Genomic DNA, 14,197 nt, shown 5'->3' with positions numbered 1-14,197 from the left:
TTCCTACGCTTTCCCCTCCCCGGCCCTCCCCCGCAAGCGGGAGAGGGAGTGGCCGCAACACGCGCTCCCGCCCATCGAAGAACACTCCGGCCCTGACGCCGGATACACGACAAAGGACTGGGGGCACTCATGTTTGATCTTTCCGGCAAGACCGCGCTCGTCACCGGCGCCACCGGCGGCATCGGCGGCGCGATCGCCAAGGCGCTGCACGCCCAGGGCGCCATCGTCGCCATTTCCGGCACCCGCAAGGAGGCGCTCGACGCCCTCGCCGGCGAGCTGGGCGGCGACCGCGTCCACGTGCTGCCCTGCAATCTCGGCAGCACGGAAGAGGTGGAGAAGCTGGTGCCGGCCGCCGAGGCGGCGCTGGGCGGGCACATCGACATTCTCGTCAACAATGCCGGCATCACCCGCGACAACATCTTCATGCGCCTCTCCGACGAGGCATGGGACCAGGTGATCGCGGTGAACCTCACCGCCGCCTTCCGCCTCAGCCGCGCCGCCGTGCGCACCATGATGCGCCGCCGCTCGGGCCGCATCATCTCCATCACCTCCATCGTCGGCGTCACCGGCAATGCGGGCCAGGGCAATTATGCCGCCGCCAAGGCGGGAATGATCGGCATGTCCAAGTCGCTGGCCCAGGAAGTGGCGTCGCGCGGGGTGACGGTGAACTGCGTCGCCCCCGGCTTCATCGCCACCCCCATGACCGACGCCCTCAACGACAAGCAGCGCGAGGGCATCCTGAAGGCCGTACCGGCCGCCAAGCTCGGCACCCCCGAGGACATCGCCGCCGCCTGCGTCTACCTCGCCTCCAGCGAGGCCGCCTACGTCACCGGCCAGACCCTGCACGTGAACGGCGGCATGGCCATGATCTGACACCCGGACGATGGCCGACCCCGCTCCGGAGGGTTCACCCCCCAAGGGGTGGACGGCGGGGCGGCCGGCCGTTGTCTGTGCCCTCCGGGAAGAGTAACGTCTTCAGGCGTGCGGGGACTGGAGGCACGCATGAAGATCGAGCTTGAGAGCCCTGAAACCGGGCTCAAGGGATGCAGTCCGGCAAAACCCGGCGCATCCGGTCTGCTCGGCCGGATCTGGGGTCGCGTTCTCGATTTCGGGCTGATCCTGTGGGTGGTGAGGGTGCCGCTGGCCAGCGTCGTCCTCGGCCTGCTGCTCATGTCCGCCGTGACCCAGGCCCAGGATGTGACGCTGGACGTCGCTATGGCGGGATCGCCCGTTGGCGCGGCCGCCGGCCTGTCCCGCGCCATGATCGCCCTTCTGGCCGCCGTCTTCCTTCTGTGGGCCATGCCGGTGCACTACGCCGCCCGCCTCCTGATGGAGACGGACCGCGGCCTCGCGGACACGGCCGCCCGGCGGACCGCCGCCGCCGCCGCGCGGGGGCGCCAGCGCGACCTGATCTTCTGCCTGATGCTGCGCCATGTGCCGCGCATTCTCGGCGCGCTGACCTTCGTCGCCTTCGCCATCGGCGCGCGCAACGCCATCGGCAACCTGCCCACCCTCGCCGACCGGCCGGCCATGGCGGCCGCCCACGCCCAGCTGGCGCTCCTGGCCTGGGTGATGCTGGCCGGGGCGCCGCTGTTCTACGCCTACTGCCTGCTGCGCGGGCTGTTCACCGATGCCGGCCCCCTCGAAGCCTTCGATGCGGCGCTGGGGCGGCGGCTGGCCGGCGTGTTCGCCCTGCTCGGCATCGAGGCCCGGCCCGACGATCCCGAGGCGGAACTGCACGCCACGGGCCGGCTGATCCTGCTCGCCTACGCCGTGCTGGTCATCGTGGTGCTCGCCGCCAGCCCCCACTGGCTGGCCCGGCACCTGCCCCTCGCCTTCGCCGTGCCGCTCATCTTCGGCGGCTGGGTGCCTATTCTGGGCTATCTGTCATCGGTGGGGCGGCGCTTCCATGTGCCGATCCTGACCGGCCTCTTCCTCCTCGGCGCCCTCGGCGTCTATGTCTTCGGCGACAACCACGCGGTGCGCACCCTCACCGCCGTGGAGCCGGCCTACCGACGCACCTCCATGGTGCCGGCGGTCCAGCTGTGGATGCGCGCCAATGACTGCGCGGAGGCCCCTGCCACGTGCCCGCGGCCGGTCATCGTCGCTGCGGCGGGCGGGGCGAGCCGGGCCGGCTTCTTCACCGCCAGCGTCATCGGCCATTTCCTCGATTTCGAGCGCCACAGGCAGGCCTTCTCCTTCACCCGCGCCGACGGCTCGAAGATCAACCGGGCCGCCCGCGACGACGGCCGCTTCACGCCCGCTATCGAGCAGGCCCTGAACGGCAAGGACATCGCGACCCGCATCTTCGCCATTTCCGGCGTGTCCGGCGGGTCCTACGGCGCCGCCGTGGTGGCGGCAGCGCTCGCGGCCCGCACCGGTTCCGCCGCGCCCTGCCCCGACACCGCGCCGGACGGCTGGTTCGGCGGCACGCTCGCCGGCTGGCGCGACTGCCTGGAGAGCATGACGGCGGGCGATTATCTCACCGCCACCTTCTTCGGCCTCGCCTTCCACGACCAGGTCCAGCTCTTCCTTTCCGATCGCGCCGCGCTGCTGGAGCAGTCCTGGGAGGACAATTTCGCCCGGCATGTGGCCGCAGCCGGCGCAAAGGCGACGCCCGACGCGGCGGGCCGGCTGGCCACGCCCTTCCTCGGCGCGCCGCCCGATCCGGGCCGCTGGGTGCCGTTCCTGGTGCTGAACGGCACGTCGGTGGAGACCGGCCAGCGCATCGTCACCACCGACCTTTTGCCAACCTATGCCGCCACCGGCCGCTGCCCTTCGGGCGGCGCCAACGCGGAATGCCCGCTCTTCACCCACGCCATCGATTTCCACGGCATGGTCCGGTCCGATCTCGACGTGCGCCTGTCCACCGCCGCCACCAACTCCGCCCGCTTCCCGGTGATCTCGCCGCCGGGCTCCATCTACCAGATGGACAAGGACGTGGTGGACCGCATCGTGGACGGCGGCTTCTTCGAGAATTTCGGGGTGGAGAGCGCGCTTGAGCTGGCCCAGGCCATGGTGGAGATCGAGCCTCGGCTCGCGCCCTTCATCCTCGTCGTCGCCAACGATCCCGGCAGCGTGCTGACCGAGGAGCGCACGGCCCGCACCGGCAGCGGCGTCGTGGTGCCTGACGCCCCGGACCATGCCACCTTCACCGAGGTCACCGGGCCGGTGGGCGCCATCGGCGCGGTGCGCAGCGGCCGTGGGCGGCTGGCGGTGGCGACGGCCACCCACTGGCTCGACGCCCGCTTCAGCGACCGGTGCGCCACCAATCTCGCCCAGATCAAGGTGTGGCCGGAGTCCGTGAAGGACGGCCACTGCCCGGTGGGCGAGCCCACGCCGGAGAAGATCCGCGACGTGTCCATGAGCTGGTGGCTCTCCAAGCCGGTACAGATGAACCTGCACGAGCAGCTGGAGGCCACGGCCGACCGCTGCAACAACGCCGCGGCGGTGGAAGCCGTGTGGGCGGCGCTGGCGACGCCGTCGCAGGCCTGCACCGGCGTCGCTCCGCCGCGCTGATGCCCATGGCAGATGCCGGCGGGCGGGGCCGAACGTGCGTTGCCCGGGTGCCATCGGAGGCTCCCGGACGCTGACGGCGGAGGCGCGCGGATCTTCCACGCGCCGGCATTCCCCTTTAGGATTTTCCCGTTTCAGCCCGCTGCCGGCCCGCCCGGCGGCCGTTTTTCAACGATCCGATTTTGGAGGAGCCGCCATGGCGCGCGCCCAGACCGCCTTTTTGTCCCGCAGCGACGTTCCGGCCCGCCCGGCGCTGCAACAGGCCATCGACGCCCTCAAGCTGAAGCTGGTTATGGACGACGGCTACGTGCCGTTCGAATCGTCCGGCTACCTGCCCTGCACCCTCGACGGCGAGGATGCCGGCTTCACCCTCCGCTTCAGCGACGTGGACGCCGGCGGCGCCCGATCGGCGGCGCTGGCCGCGGCCCTGGGCGGGCGGGACGTGGCCGTGGACTTCAAATGGAGCGGCGACGTGCGCGAGCAGGTGAGCGCCATGGGCGTGTGCGCCGCGCTCGCCGGCAGCTTCGGCGCGGTGGTCCACGATCCGGACAAGGATGTGATTCTCGATGCCGCCAAGCTCCTCGCCCGCGCCAAGGCCGGGCTGGAGGAACTCTGACCGGCGTCCGGCAGGCGACCGCAGCGCCGCCGGAACAGAAAAGGGGCGCCGAAGCGCCCCTTCACTCATGGCTCGGTGACGCCGGTCACTTCTTGGCGGGGTCGGCCGCAGGGGCAGGAGCCGCAGGAGCCGGAGCGGCAGGAGCCGGCGCAGCAGACGCAGCGGCCGCGGTCTTCTCGATCTTGGCGTCGGTGCGCAGCCTGGTCACGAGGTCCGCCTGGGCCTTGCGCACCAGGTACTGCTCCACCTGGTCCGACACCTGCTCATAGGTGGGAATCGGCTTCTGGCGCTTGTCCTCGACCTTGATGATGTGCCAGCCGAACTGGCTCTTCACCGGATCGGAAACCTGGCCCTTTTCCAGCTTGAAGGCCGCCTCGGCGAACTCGGGGACCATCTGGTCCTTGGTGAAATAGCCGAGATCCCCGCCGTCCTCGGCGCTGTCCTTGGAATACTCCTTGGCGAGCTTGGTAAAGTCCTCGCCGGCCTTGGCCTTCTTGGCGATTTCCTTGGCCTTGGCCTCGTCGTCCACCAGGATGTGGCGGGCGCGGACCTCGCCTTCGGCGGGCGCCGACTTGACGAATTCGTCATAGGTCTTGCGCTTGGCCTCTTCGGAAACCGCCTTCTTGGCCTCCTGAGTCATGAGGGTTTCCATGAGCGCCTTGGTGCGGGCATAGGCCAGGCGCTGCTGGAAGTCGGGGGTCTGGTCCAGCTTCTGCGCCTCGGCGGCCTTGGCCAGCAAGGTCATGTCGGTGAGGAAGGACAGGACATATTCCTCCCGCTGCGGGCCCTGGAGCTGGGGCGGCAGGCCGGCGCCGATGTCATCGGTGGCGATGGTCACATCGCTCTGGCGGATGGGCGTTCCGTTGACGGTCGCAACCACGGTGTCGGGGGCCGGCGCCGCCTGCGTCGCGGCGGGGGGAGCGGCCGGGGCGGTCCCCTGCGCGAGCACTGCCGAAACGGACACGACGGAGACGGTCGCGGCGAGCGCGGCGGCGAAAAGACGGGTTTTGGCGGAACGCATCATGGGTCCGGTTTCCTCGGGATGTCTTCGGGCAAGCCGAAGCGGGCGCAACCTCGCTTAGCTCTCCTCGGCTGACAAGAGGGCATTGTTGGGGCATAGAGCGACTGGAAAAGCGCGTGGCAGGGCTTTCGCTCCCCCGCGCGAGCCTGTATAAGGCGCGCCTTCCATCGGGAATGCTGGCCGTTCAGCGAGCCCCGGGCGAACCGCTCCAAGCGGCTCGCGTCTCGGCTCTGCCTTCGGTGCGTTCGCGATCACAAGTTCGCCAATTCACAAGTTGGCCAAGTCGGCAGCGCGCCTTGTTCCAGCGACCACGCCGCGCTTGCCACGTTACGTCGTTCAGGAGTTTGGACAATGGCTGTCCCGAAGAGAAAGACCTCGCCGTCCCGCCGTGGCATGCGCCGCTCGGCCGACGCGCTGAAGCAGCCCACCTATGTGGAAGACAAGGATTCGGGCGAGCTGCGCCGTCCCCACCACCTCGACCTGAAGACCGGCATGTATCGCGGTCGCCAGATCCTGAAGCCCAAGGCCGAAGCCTGAGGCTGCGGCGCGGCGCCGATTCGCCGGCGCCGCTTGAAAGCCCATGGCCCGCGCCTCCGGCGCCGGCCAATGCGCAGGCCGCGTCGGCCCGGCCCTTCGGGGCACCCCCCGGATTCGACGATTTCCTGTCGAGAATGCGGAATCCGGCTCGCCCAGGCGCGCAACGCCGCAGGGCGGGACCGTGACTTTCCCACCCTGATGTGGCATCCATCCGCAGCGCCGGGGTAGGGCTTCGATGGAGAGTGCGCCCGCGGCACTGCGGCCCGAGGAGCACATATGCTGACGCCCGTCCCGTTGCTGATCGTTCCTCTCGCGATCTACAACATCGTCACCTTCCTGATGCCCGGCATCGCGTGGTCCACCGTGCTGACCACCATTTCGATGCTTTCGGGGGCGGAGTGGACCATCAGCATGGCGGAGACGTTCATCGTCATCAGCCTGTTCTTCCTGTTCTTCGAAATCCTGAAGGCGACGCGGATCACCCACCGCTCCATCGTCGATCACATGCTGTCCATGCTGGTGTTCGTGATCGCCATGGCGGAATTCCTGCTGGTGCGGCAGGCGGGCAATTCTGTCTTCGCCATCCTGCTGTGCATCATGCTGCTGGACGTGGTCGCCGGCTTCTCCGTCTCGGTCCGGGTCGCCCAGCGCGATTTCTCCGTGGAGCCCCGGGAATAGAGCACGCGCCGATCGGCTTGCACCGCAAGCTGATCGGATACGCATTCTCCTTGTTAAGCAAGGGGCGCGGCGACGATTGCCCCGCGCAAGCAGGCAGGCCGCAAAACAGGCCACGCCGCAAAATCAATCACGGCGCACAATCAGGCAGGCGGTGTGGAGAGCCACGCAGCCTGCATCAAACAGCAAACATATGACCTAGTGGATCCGCACGCGGCCGCATGATGCCGGACACGCCGGCTGAACCGCATGTCATGCCGGACAGGAAGGCCTGAGGGCCGGCGGCGGGACGCGCGCGCCGGCCCCGGACTCAGCTGTCTCCGCCTTCCGGTTTCGGCTCGCTCTTCGGCACCAGTTGCTCAAGCTTGGCCTGCATGTCGGCCATCTGGCGCTTGAGCGCGTCGAGATCGTCGCTGCGCTCGGCCACCGGGACGGCCGGCGTCTGCGCAGGCACCGCCGACGAAGCCGTTTCCGCGGGCTCCTCCCCCTTGGGGAAGGGCAGGAAGATGTGGAAAGCGCGCTCGAACATTTCCATGTTGCGGCGCACGTGATCGTCAAGCCCGATGAAGCTGGTCCCCGTCATCGTCTTGGCGACGTGCTCGCGGAACTTTCCCTGATCTTTGGTGAAGCTGTCGATGGACGCTTCCAGGTAACGCGGCACCAGCATCTGCATGCTGTCGCCGTAGAAGCGGATGATCTGGCGCAGGAAGGCGATGGGCAGAAGATTTTGGCCCTTGTTTTCCTGCTCGAAGATAATCTGCGTCAGCACCGAGTGGGTGATGTCGTCGCCGTTCTTGGCGTCGTACACCACGAAGTCCTCCCCCTCCTTCACCATGTTGGCGAGGTCTTCGAGGGTCACGTAGGTGCTCGTCCCCGTGTTGTAGAGACGGCGGTTGGCGTATTTCTTGATGGTGACTGGCTCTTGCGATTTTGCCATTGTCCGGTCATCCGTTTTCCTTGGGCGCTGCCGCAGGTTAAGGCGTTTCCAAGTGCAGAGCTACCACTTTGTGTGCGCCGCGCACCGGCCATTTTGCAATGCGCGCCAGTGTCATCGGGCTGTCGCCCAGACGAAGGTTCAATTTGCGTGCGATGCGCTCCCTTGCAATGAGGTGGGTCATTGACACATGGTCGGCCCCGGCCACGATAGGGGCCGGTATTCCACACGGCACTGGCAGCACCGCACTGGCAACGAGGCGCAAAGCCGCCCGCCCGATCTTCCCCCAGGAGAGACACCCATGAAGGACGAGGTCGTCATCGTCAGCGCAGCGCGCACCCCGGTCGGGTCGTTCAATGGCGCACTTGCGCCGCTGCCCGCCCATGAGCTCGGCGCGATCGCCATCAAGGCGGCGCTGGAGCGCGCCGGACTTCCCGCCGACACCGTGAGCGAAGTGATTCTCGGTCAGGTGCTCACCGCGGCCCAGGGCCAGAACCCGGCGCGCCAGGCCTCGCTGAAGGCCGGCCTTCCCATCTCCGTCCCCGCCTGGGAAGTGCAGATGGTGTGCGGCTCCGGCCTGCGTTCGGTGGCGCTGGGCGCTCAGGCCATCGTCAACGGCGACAGCGAGATCGTCGTGGCCGGCGGCCAGGAATCCATGAGCCAGTCGACCCACGCCGCCCACGTGCGCAACGGCACCCGCATGGGCGGCCTCGAGTTCGTGGACACCATGATCAAGGACGGCCTGTGGGATGCCTTCAACGGCTACCACATGGGCAACACCGCCGAGAACGTGGCGCGCCAGTTCCAGATCACCCGCCAGGAGCAGGACGAATTCGCCGTCGCCTCCCAGAACAAGGCGGAAGCGGCCCAGAAGGGCGGCAAGTTCAAGGAGGAGATCGTCCCCGTCACCATCTCCACCCGCAAGGGCGACGTGGTGGTGGACCAGGACGAGTACATCCGCCACGGCTCCACCATCGAAGCCATGACCAAGCTGAAGCCCGCCTTCGCCAAGGACGGCACCGTGACCGCCGGCAACGCCTCCGGCATCAATGACGGCGCCGCCGCCGTGGTGCTCATGAGCGCCGCCAAGGCCAAGGCCGAGGGCCGCACCCCGCTGGCCCGCATCGTGTCCTGGGCGCAGGCCGGCGTCGATCCGGCGGTCATGGGCACCGGGCCCATCCCCGCCTCCCGCCTTGCGCTGGAGAAGGCCGGCTGGAGCGCCTCCGACCTCGACCTCGTGGAGGCCAACGAGGCCTTCGCCGCCCAGGCCATCGCCGTGAACAAGGACCTCGGCTGGGACACCAGCAAGGTGAACGTGAACGGCGGCGCCATCGCCATCGGCCACCCCATCGGCGCCTCGGGCACCCGCATCCTGGTGACCCTGCTGCACGAAATGCAGAAGCGCGACGCCAAGAAGGGCCTCGCCACCCTGTGCATCGGCGGCGGCATGGGCATCGCCATGTGCCTCGCCCGGGACTGATCGGGCCTGAGGCGCAGCGCAGGAAGCCCCGCCGTCCGGCTCGCCGGGCGGCATGGGGCCTGCAACCGGCGCGCGCAGAACCGGGCCGCGACCTTCCATCGCGGCCCGCTGTTTTCTCACGGAAATAAAGACTTGGTAAACCGCCGGAGCGTGGCTCGACCCGCTCCGGGGCACGGGTGAAGTGTCGTCAGGTCGAGCCAATAGAAGTGAGGAGGGAACCATGGGACGCGTCGCGTTGGTCACGGGCGGCACGCGTGGAATCGGCGAAGCGATTTCGGTGGCTTTGAAAGCCGCCGGCTACAAGGTCGCTGCGAACTATGCCGGTAACGACGAGGCAGCCAAGGCGTTCACCGAGAAGACCGGCATTGCCGCCTTCAAGTGGGACGTGTCCGATTTCGAGTCCTGCAAGGCAGGCATCGCCAAGGTCGAGGCCGAGGTCGGTCCGGTCGAGGTGCTGGTGAACAATGCCGGCATCACCCGTGACGGCCAGTTCCACAAGATGACGCTGGAGCAGTGGAGCGCGGTGATCAACACCAACCTCAACTCCGCCTTCAACATGACCCGCCCGGTCATCGAGGGCATGCGCGAGCGCAAGTTCGGCCGCATCATCTGCATCTCGTCCATCAACGGGCAGAAGGGCCAGTTCGGCCAGACCAACTATTCCGCCGCCAAGGCCGGCGAGATCGGCTTCGTGAAGGCACTGGCCCAGGAGAGCGCGCGCGCCGGCATCACGGTGAACGCCATCGCCCCCGGCTATATCGGCACCGAGATGGTGCGCGCGGTGCCGGCCGAGGCCCTGGCCAAGATCGTGGCGACCATTCCGGTGGGCCGCCTCGGCGAGCCGGAGGACATCGCCCGCGCCGTGGTCTTCCTCGCCTCGGACGACGCCGGCTTCATCACCGGCTCGACCATGACGGTGAACGGCGCCCAGTACATCACCTGAGCGCGACCCCGGGTCGGCACCCTGCAATACCGCCATGCCCCGGCTTGTCCGGGGCATGTGCGTTTTCGGGGAAGCGTTGGCCGCCGCTCACACCACCAGGGTCTGGAGCAGCGCCCGCACGGGATCGGGAATCGGCACCGGCTTCTGGGTGGCGCGGTCCACATAGACATGGACGAAATGGCCCTGCGCCGCCGCGCGCGGGTCCTCGCCCTGGAACAGGGCGATCTCGTAGCGCACCGAGGAGGAGCCGAGCTTCGCCACCCGCATGCCGGCCTTGACCGGGGCCGGATAGGTGAGACTGCGGAAATAGGTGCAGCGCGTCTCCACCACCAGGCCGATGATGGGGCTGGTCTGCGGGTCCAGCAGGCCGGCGGAGACCAGTTGCTCGTTCACCACCGTGTCGAAATAGGAATAATAGACCACGTTGTTCACGTGGCCGTAGACGTCCACGTCCGCCCAGCGCGTGGTGATGGGCAGCACATGGGAAAAGCCGCCGATCAGAACCGGCTCTTCCCGTCCCCCGCCTTGGCCCGCCTGTCCGCTCATCCGCTTCCCCCGTGCTGAAGCCGCCCCCGGCGGCCTGCCTTTCTACCGTCCGACCCGGCCGGAATGCACCCTGTTAACAGCGTAGGCCAGCAAACGTGGACAGGAGGGCATCGCTCAGCCCTCGTCCGCGCCCGCTGGCGGCAGCGGCACTTCAAGGGCGCCGAGGGCGTCGGCAAGGCGCATCTTGGCGGAGCCGGGACGCAGCGGCTTCTGCTGGCTCTCGTGGGGCGCCCAGCCCGACAGGAACACGATCTCGAAGGTCGCGCGCACCCGCCCGTCGGGATCGGCGAATCGCTCGGCATAGATTTCCGACGCCCGGAGCAGGGTGGCGCGGCGCAGCGGCACCCGCCGGCGTTCCAGCAGCGCGTTGGCCCCGCCCATGCGCCGCAAATCCGAAAACAGGGAGAAAGGCGAACCGTAGCGCACCACCACGCGGTCCACGTCGGTGACCGGCAGGGCAAAGCCCGCGCGCTGAAGCAGGGCGCCGAGGTCGCGCACATCCGCGAACGGCGCGACGCGGGGGGACAGGCCGCCGGTGGTCTCGCTCTCGGCGATGGCAAAAGCCTGCCGCAGCTCGGAAAGGCTGCCCCCGCCCAGAAGCGCGGCCATGAAGAGCCCGTCCGGCTTCAGCGCCCGGCGCACCTGGGCAAGACCCCCCGGCAGGTCGTTCACGCTCTGCAGCGACAGGGCGGACACCACGAGATCGAGCGATCCGGCGGCGAATGGCAGCGCCTCCTCGTCCGCCACCACGCCGGGCGCGGAAAGTCCCGCCGCCAGCGGCGCGGCACGGAACAGGTGCCCCACCGCCGTATGGCCGTCGAGGGCGCGGGCGAGCGCATCGGTGGGCGTGCCGAGATCCACCGCCGTCTCGAACTGCCGCTTCACAGCAGCCAGCCGGTCCGCCATGTCTTCCGCCGCCCGCTCCAGGAGGAACGGCTCGGCACCAAGGCGCGCCGCCCGTTCCAGGCGGCGGCGCAGCAGCGGCCGGTCGAAGACGAGATGGGGCGCATCGCGCGTGATATCGCTCATGGGCGCCATATAGGACTTCGGGCGGCGCGATGCGAGCCGGCGCCCCGCCGCGCGCAGGGCCCTTCCGCGCCCAGCCTTGCCTTCCGGATTAAAGCTGCCTTTCGCTTTCGCGCCATTGATCGCCCGGGACGGCGCCGCTAAAGCCGACCCTGAAACGAATGAAGTGCCCGCCCCCTCGAAGGCGGGCTGCGGGAGAACGCCATGACCTCTGCGCCCCTGTCCGACCGGGACATCCTCCTCGCATTGTTCGATGCGGGGCTCGCGGCGGCGCTGCCGGAAGGCAAGTTCAAGGATCGCCTGCCCGCCCCGCCCGATGAAGGGAAGGGGGGACGCACCATCGTCATCGGCGCCGGCAAGGCCTCGGCCCGCATGGCCCGCGCCTTCGAGGATGAATGGGGCCGCCCCTGCGAGGGGCTTATCGTCACCCGCTACGGCCATGGCTGCGAGACGCGCCATATCGAGATCGTGGAGGCCTCCCACCCGGTGCCGGACCAGGCCGGGCGCGATGCCGCCCGCCGCATCATGGAGCTGGCGAGGAGCGCGGGGCCGGACGATCTCGTGGTCTGCCTCATGTCCGGAGGCGCCTCATCGCTCCTCACCATGCCGGCGGAGGGGCTGACCCTGGCCGACAAGCAGGCGCTGAACAGCGCGCTGCTGAAATCCGGCGCGCCCATCGGCATCATGAACCTGGTGCGCAAGTCGGTCTCCGCCATCAAGGGCGGGCGCCTTGCTGCCGCCATCGCGCCGGCGCGGGCGGTGACCTACCTCATCTCCGATGTGCCGGGCGATGATCCCGCCGCCATCGGCTCCGGCCCGACCATTCCCGAAGCCTCCGACCCCGAGCAGGTGCTGGGCCTGATGCGCACCTGGGGCATCGAGGTGACGGACAAGCTCGAACGGGTCATCCGCGCCAACACCGTCCCCGGCGATGCCATCCCCGGGCAGACGGTGCACATGATCGCCACCCCGCTCATGGCTCTGCAGGCAGCGGAGGCGAAGGCGCGCGAACTCGGCATCACCCCCCTCATCCTCGGCGACGCCATCGAGGGCGAGGCGCGGGAAGCCGCCATCGTCTTCGCCGGCATCGCCAATTGCGCGGCCGCGCACGGGCTGCCGGCGGCGGCCCCCTGCGTGCTGCTGTCCGGCGGCGAGACCACCGTGACCGTGCGCGGCAAGGGCCGGGGCGGACGCAGCGTGGAATTCCTGCTCGCCCTCGCCGTCGCGCTGAAGGGCCGGCCCGGCATCGCCGCCGTCTCCTGCGACACCGACGGGGTGGACGGCACCGAGGACAATGCGGGCGCCTGGTTCGATTCGGGCATCCTGGAGGAGGCGGCGGCGCGCGGGCTGAAGCCGGCGGACTTCCTCGCCAACAATGACGGCTACAGCTTCTTCTCCGCCCTCGACCGGCTGGTCATCACCGGCCCGACCTTGACGAACGTCAATGATTTCAGGGCGATCCTGGTGCGATAGACGCGACCCCGGTTCCATTGCGGCAGAGCTGTGGCCGAGGCCCGCCCCTGCGGCGCAGCCGCGCTGCGCTCCGCGCATGGCGGTGTATTTATATTTTAAATCAATATCTTACTTGATCTAGCCGCCAATTCCGGGAGGCTCTTAACCTATTGGTAATGTCAATCCCATTGACCTTTGCTGCAGCGCACCTAAATTCCGTTGCGGAGGAACCGGGGGGCTTTCCAAGACGCCAAGTCTGGAGACCACAATGACCGTTGAGGTCACACCGGGGATCATCCGCAAGCTGTGGACCGGAGAGGCCGGAGCATTCCGCGACCATCTCCTTCGGCTCGATACCGAGAGCCGTCGGTCCAGGTTCGGCTCTGCGGTGTCTGCCGAATTCGTCGAGCGCTACGCGTCGCGGGTATTCCGCACGGGTGCGATCGTGCATGGCTGCTTTGTGGACGGAGAACTGCGCGCAGCAGCCGAGCTTTATCCCATGGGCGACGTTCTGCCCGGAGAGGCGGAAGCCGCCTTCAGCGTGGAGCAGGAGTTTCAGAACCACGGCCTCGGCAGCCAGCTGCTGGAGCGCGTGATTCTCAGCGCCCGCAACCGCGGGATTCGGACCTTGTGCATGAACTGCCTCGCCCACAACCGGCGGATGCAGCAGATCGCGCGCAAGTTCGACGCCGAATTGAGCTTCGACACCGACGAAGTCGTGGCCGAGCTTACCGCCCCCTTCCCCACCGCGCTGTCTCTGGCGCAGGAAGCGGCGGCGGATGCCCAGGGCATGGCCGGCGCCGTGCTGCAGGCCCAGCGGATGGCCACCGGACGCTTGTTCGACTGGCTGCTGCCGGACCCGGCCGAGCCCGAGCTGGAAGTACACTGACGCGGACCCGTCTGCCCCGACAGGACGAAGAAGGCGGCGCCCCATCCGGGCGCCGCCTTTTTCAATGGGCCACGCTCTTCGACAGAAGGTTGATCACCATCACCCCGGCGATGATCAGGCCAAGGCCGATCAAGGCCGGCAGATCGAGCTTCTGGCCATACCAGAGCCAGGCGATGGCGGTGACCAGCACGATCCCCACCCCCGACCAGATGGCGTAGGCGATGCCCACCGGCATGGTCTTCAGCGTCAGCGACAGGCAGAAGAAGGCGGTCGCGTAGCCCACGATCACCAGCACCGAGGGGCCCGGCCGCGTGAAGCTCTCCGTGGCCTTGAGGGCGGAGGTGGCGATGACCTCGGCGACGATGGCGATGACGAGATAAAGATAGCTCATGGGCGCAGGGCTCCGGCACGGCCGGTGCGCCGCTGCCGGAGAAGAGGCGTCCTTCGGCAGTCCTGTCAATGCGGCGCTCGCGCTCACCGGCAGGTCGGAAAAGGCCGTGCAGGGCGCGGCCGATGGGCTATGGTCGCACCCTTGCGCCCCGTTTCGAGTCCTGCCCCGCTA

14 protein-coding genes are annotated in these 14,197 nt (G+C 68.5%); 9 read left to right on the top strand and 5 right to left on the bottom strand.

What is annotated here, in order from left to right; translation table 11 throughout:
- Window positions 1-129 precede the first annotated feature (129 nt).
- From fabG to K9U41_RS17370, 3 genes are all read left to right on the top strand, one after another.
- Window positions 130-873 (top strand): 3-oxoacyl-[acyl-carrier-protein] reductase, encoded by a 744-nt coding sequence (fabG, locus tag K9U41_RS17380; protein WP_282642137.1) that lies wholly within the window; start codon window positions 130-132, stop codon window positions 871-873.
- 129 nt (window positions 874-1,002) lie between these two features.
- Entirely contained in the window at window positions 1,003-3,519 is a 2,517-nt protein-coding gene (locus K9U41_RS17375) for a hypothetical protein (RefSeq protein WP_282642136.1), read from the top strand.
- A 193-nt stretch (window positions 3,520-3,712) separates the two neighbouring features.
- Window positions 3,713-4,132, top strand: coding sequence for a hypothetical protein (locus tag K9U41_RS17370; protein ID WP_282642135.1), 420 nt, complete (start codon window positions 3,713-3,715; stop codon window positions 4,130-4,132).
- Window positions 4,133-4,217: 85 nt separating this feature from the next.
- Here K9U41_RS17370 and K9U41_RS17365 read toward each other — a convergent pair whose 3' ends face one another.
- On the bottom strand, window positions 4,218-5,156 hold the full coding sequence (locus K9U41_RS17365; RefSeq protein WP_282642134.1) for a peptidylprolyl isomerase: 939 nt from the start codon (window positions 5,154-5,156) through the stop codon (window positions 4,218-4,220).
- A gap of 348 nt (window positions 5,157-5,504) precedes the next feature.
- Between K9U41_RS17365 and rpmF the strand changes: the two genes are divergently transcribed.
- Together rpmF and K9U41_RS17355 are read left to right on the top strand one after the other, a co-directional pair.
- On the top strand, window positions 5,505-5,690 hold the full coding sequence (gene rpmF / locus K9U41_RS17360) for a 50S ribosomal protein L32 (RefSeq protein WP_012115088.1): 186 nt from the start codon (window positions 5,505-5,507) through the stop codon (window positions 5,688-5,690).
- Between the two features lie 276 nt (window positions 5,691-5,966).
- Entirely contained in the window at window positions 5,967-6,368 is a 402-nt protein-coding gene (locus tag K9U41_RS17355) for a hypothetical protein (RefSeq protein ID WP_282642133.1), read from the top strand.
- 307 nt (window positions 6,369-6,675) lie between these two features.
- Here the strand turns inward: K9U41_RS17355 and phaR are convergent, their stop codons facing one another.
- A complete protein-coding gene (gene phaR, locus K9U41_RS17350) occupies window positions 6,676-7,302 on the bottom strand; it encodes a polyhydroxyalkanoate synthesis repressor PhaR (RefSeq protein WP_282642132.1) in 627 nt (208 codons plus the stop codon).
- Between the two features lie 298 nt (window positions 7,303-7,600).
- Between phaR and K9U41_RS17345 the strand changes: the two genes are divergently transcribed.
- Both K9U41_RS17345 and phbB read left to right on the top strand, forming a co-directional pair.
- On the top strand, window positions 7,601-8,779 hold the full coding sequence (locus tag K9U41_RS17345) for an acetyl-CoA C-acetyltransferase (protein ID WP_149574899.1): 1,179 nt from the start codon (window positions 7,601-7,603) through the stop codon (window positions 8,777-8,779).
- A gap of 220 nt (window positions 8,780-8,999) precedes the next feature.
- Window positions 9,000-9,722 (top strand): acetoacetyl-CoA reductase, encoded by a 723-nt coding sequence (gene phbB / locus K9U41_RS17340; protein WP_282642131.1) that lies wholly within the window; start codon window positions 9,000-9,002, stop codon window positions 9,720-9,722.
- Window positions 9,723-9,809: 87 nt separating this feature from the next.
- Here the strand turns inward: phbB and K9U41_RS17335 are convergent, their stop codons facing one another.
- The gene (locus K9U41_RS17335) at window positions 9,810-10,268 is read right to left on the bottom strand and encodes an acyl-CoA thioesterase (protein WP_282642130.1); all 459 of its coding nucleotides are present in this window, start codon (window positions 10,266-10,268) and stop codon (window positions 9,810-9,812) included.
- A gap of 114 nt (window positions 10,269-10,382) precedes the next feature.
- Complete coding sequence (locus tag K9U41_RS17330; RefSeq protein WP_282642129.1) at window positions 10,383-11,297, bottom strand: methyltransferase domain-containing protein; 915 nt, start codon at window positions 11,295-11,297, stop codon at window positions 10,383-10,385.
- Window positions 11,298-11,498: 201 nt separating this feature from the next.
- Here K9U41_RS17330 and K9U41_RS17325 point away from each other — a divergent pair, with 201 nt between their 5' ends.
- Together K9U41_RS17325 and K9U41_RS17320 are read left to right on the top strand one after the other, a co-directional pair.
- Complete coding sequence (locus K9U41_RS17325) at window positions 11,499-12,767, top strand: glycerate kinase type-2 family protein (protein ID WP_282642128.1); 1,269 nt, start codon at window positions 11,499-11,501, stop codon at window positions 12,765-12,767.
- Window positions 12,768-13,014: 247 nt separating this feature from the next.
- Window positions 13,015-13,635, top strand: a complete 621-nt coding sequence (locus tag K9U41_RS17320) for a GNAT family N-acetyltransferase (RefSeq protein ID WP_282642127.1) — start codon at window positions 13,015-13,017, stop codon at window positions 13,633-13,635.
- 61 nt (window positions 13,636-13,696) lie between these two features.
- Here K9U41_RS17320 and K9U41_RS17315 read toward each other — a convergent pair whose 3' ends face one another.
- Complete coding sequence (locus tag K9U41_RS17315; RefSeq protein ID WP_282642126.1) at window positions 13,697-14,026, bottom strand: DMT family transporter; 330 nt, start codon at window positions 14,024-14,026, stop codon at window positions 13,697-13,699.
- Between the last annotated feature and the right edge of the window lie 171 nt (window positions 14,027-14,197).

It is taken from the genome of Xanthobacter autotrophicus (assembly GCF_029991245.1).
Lineage (GTDB): Bacteria > Pseudomonadota > Alphaproteobacteria > Rhizobiales > Xanthobacteraceae > Xanthobacter > Xanthobacter autotrophicus_C.
Note: the sequence above shows the minus strand (reverse complement) of the source record. Positions and strands in the feature narration are given on the sequence as shown.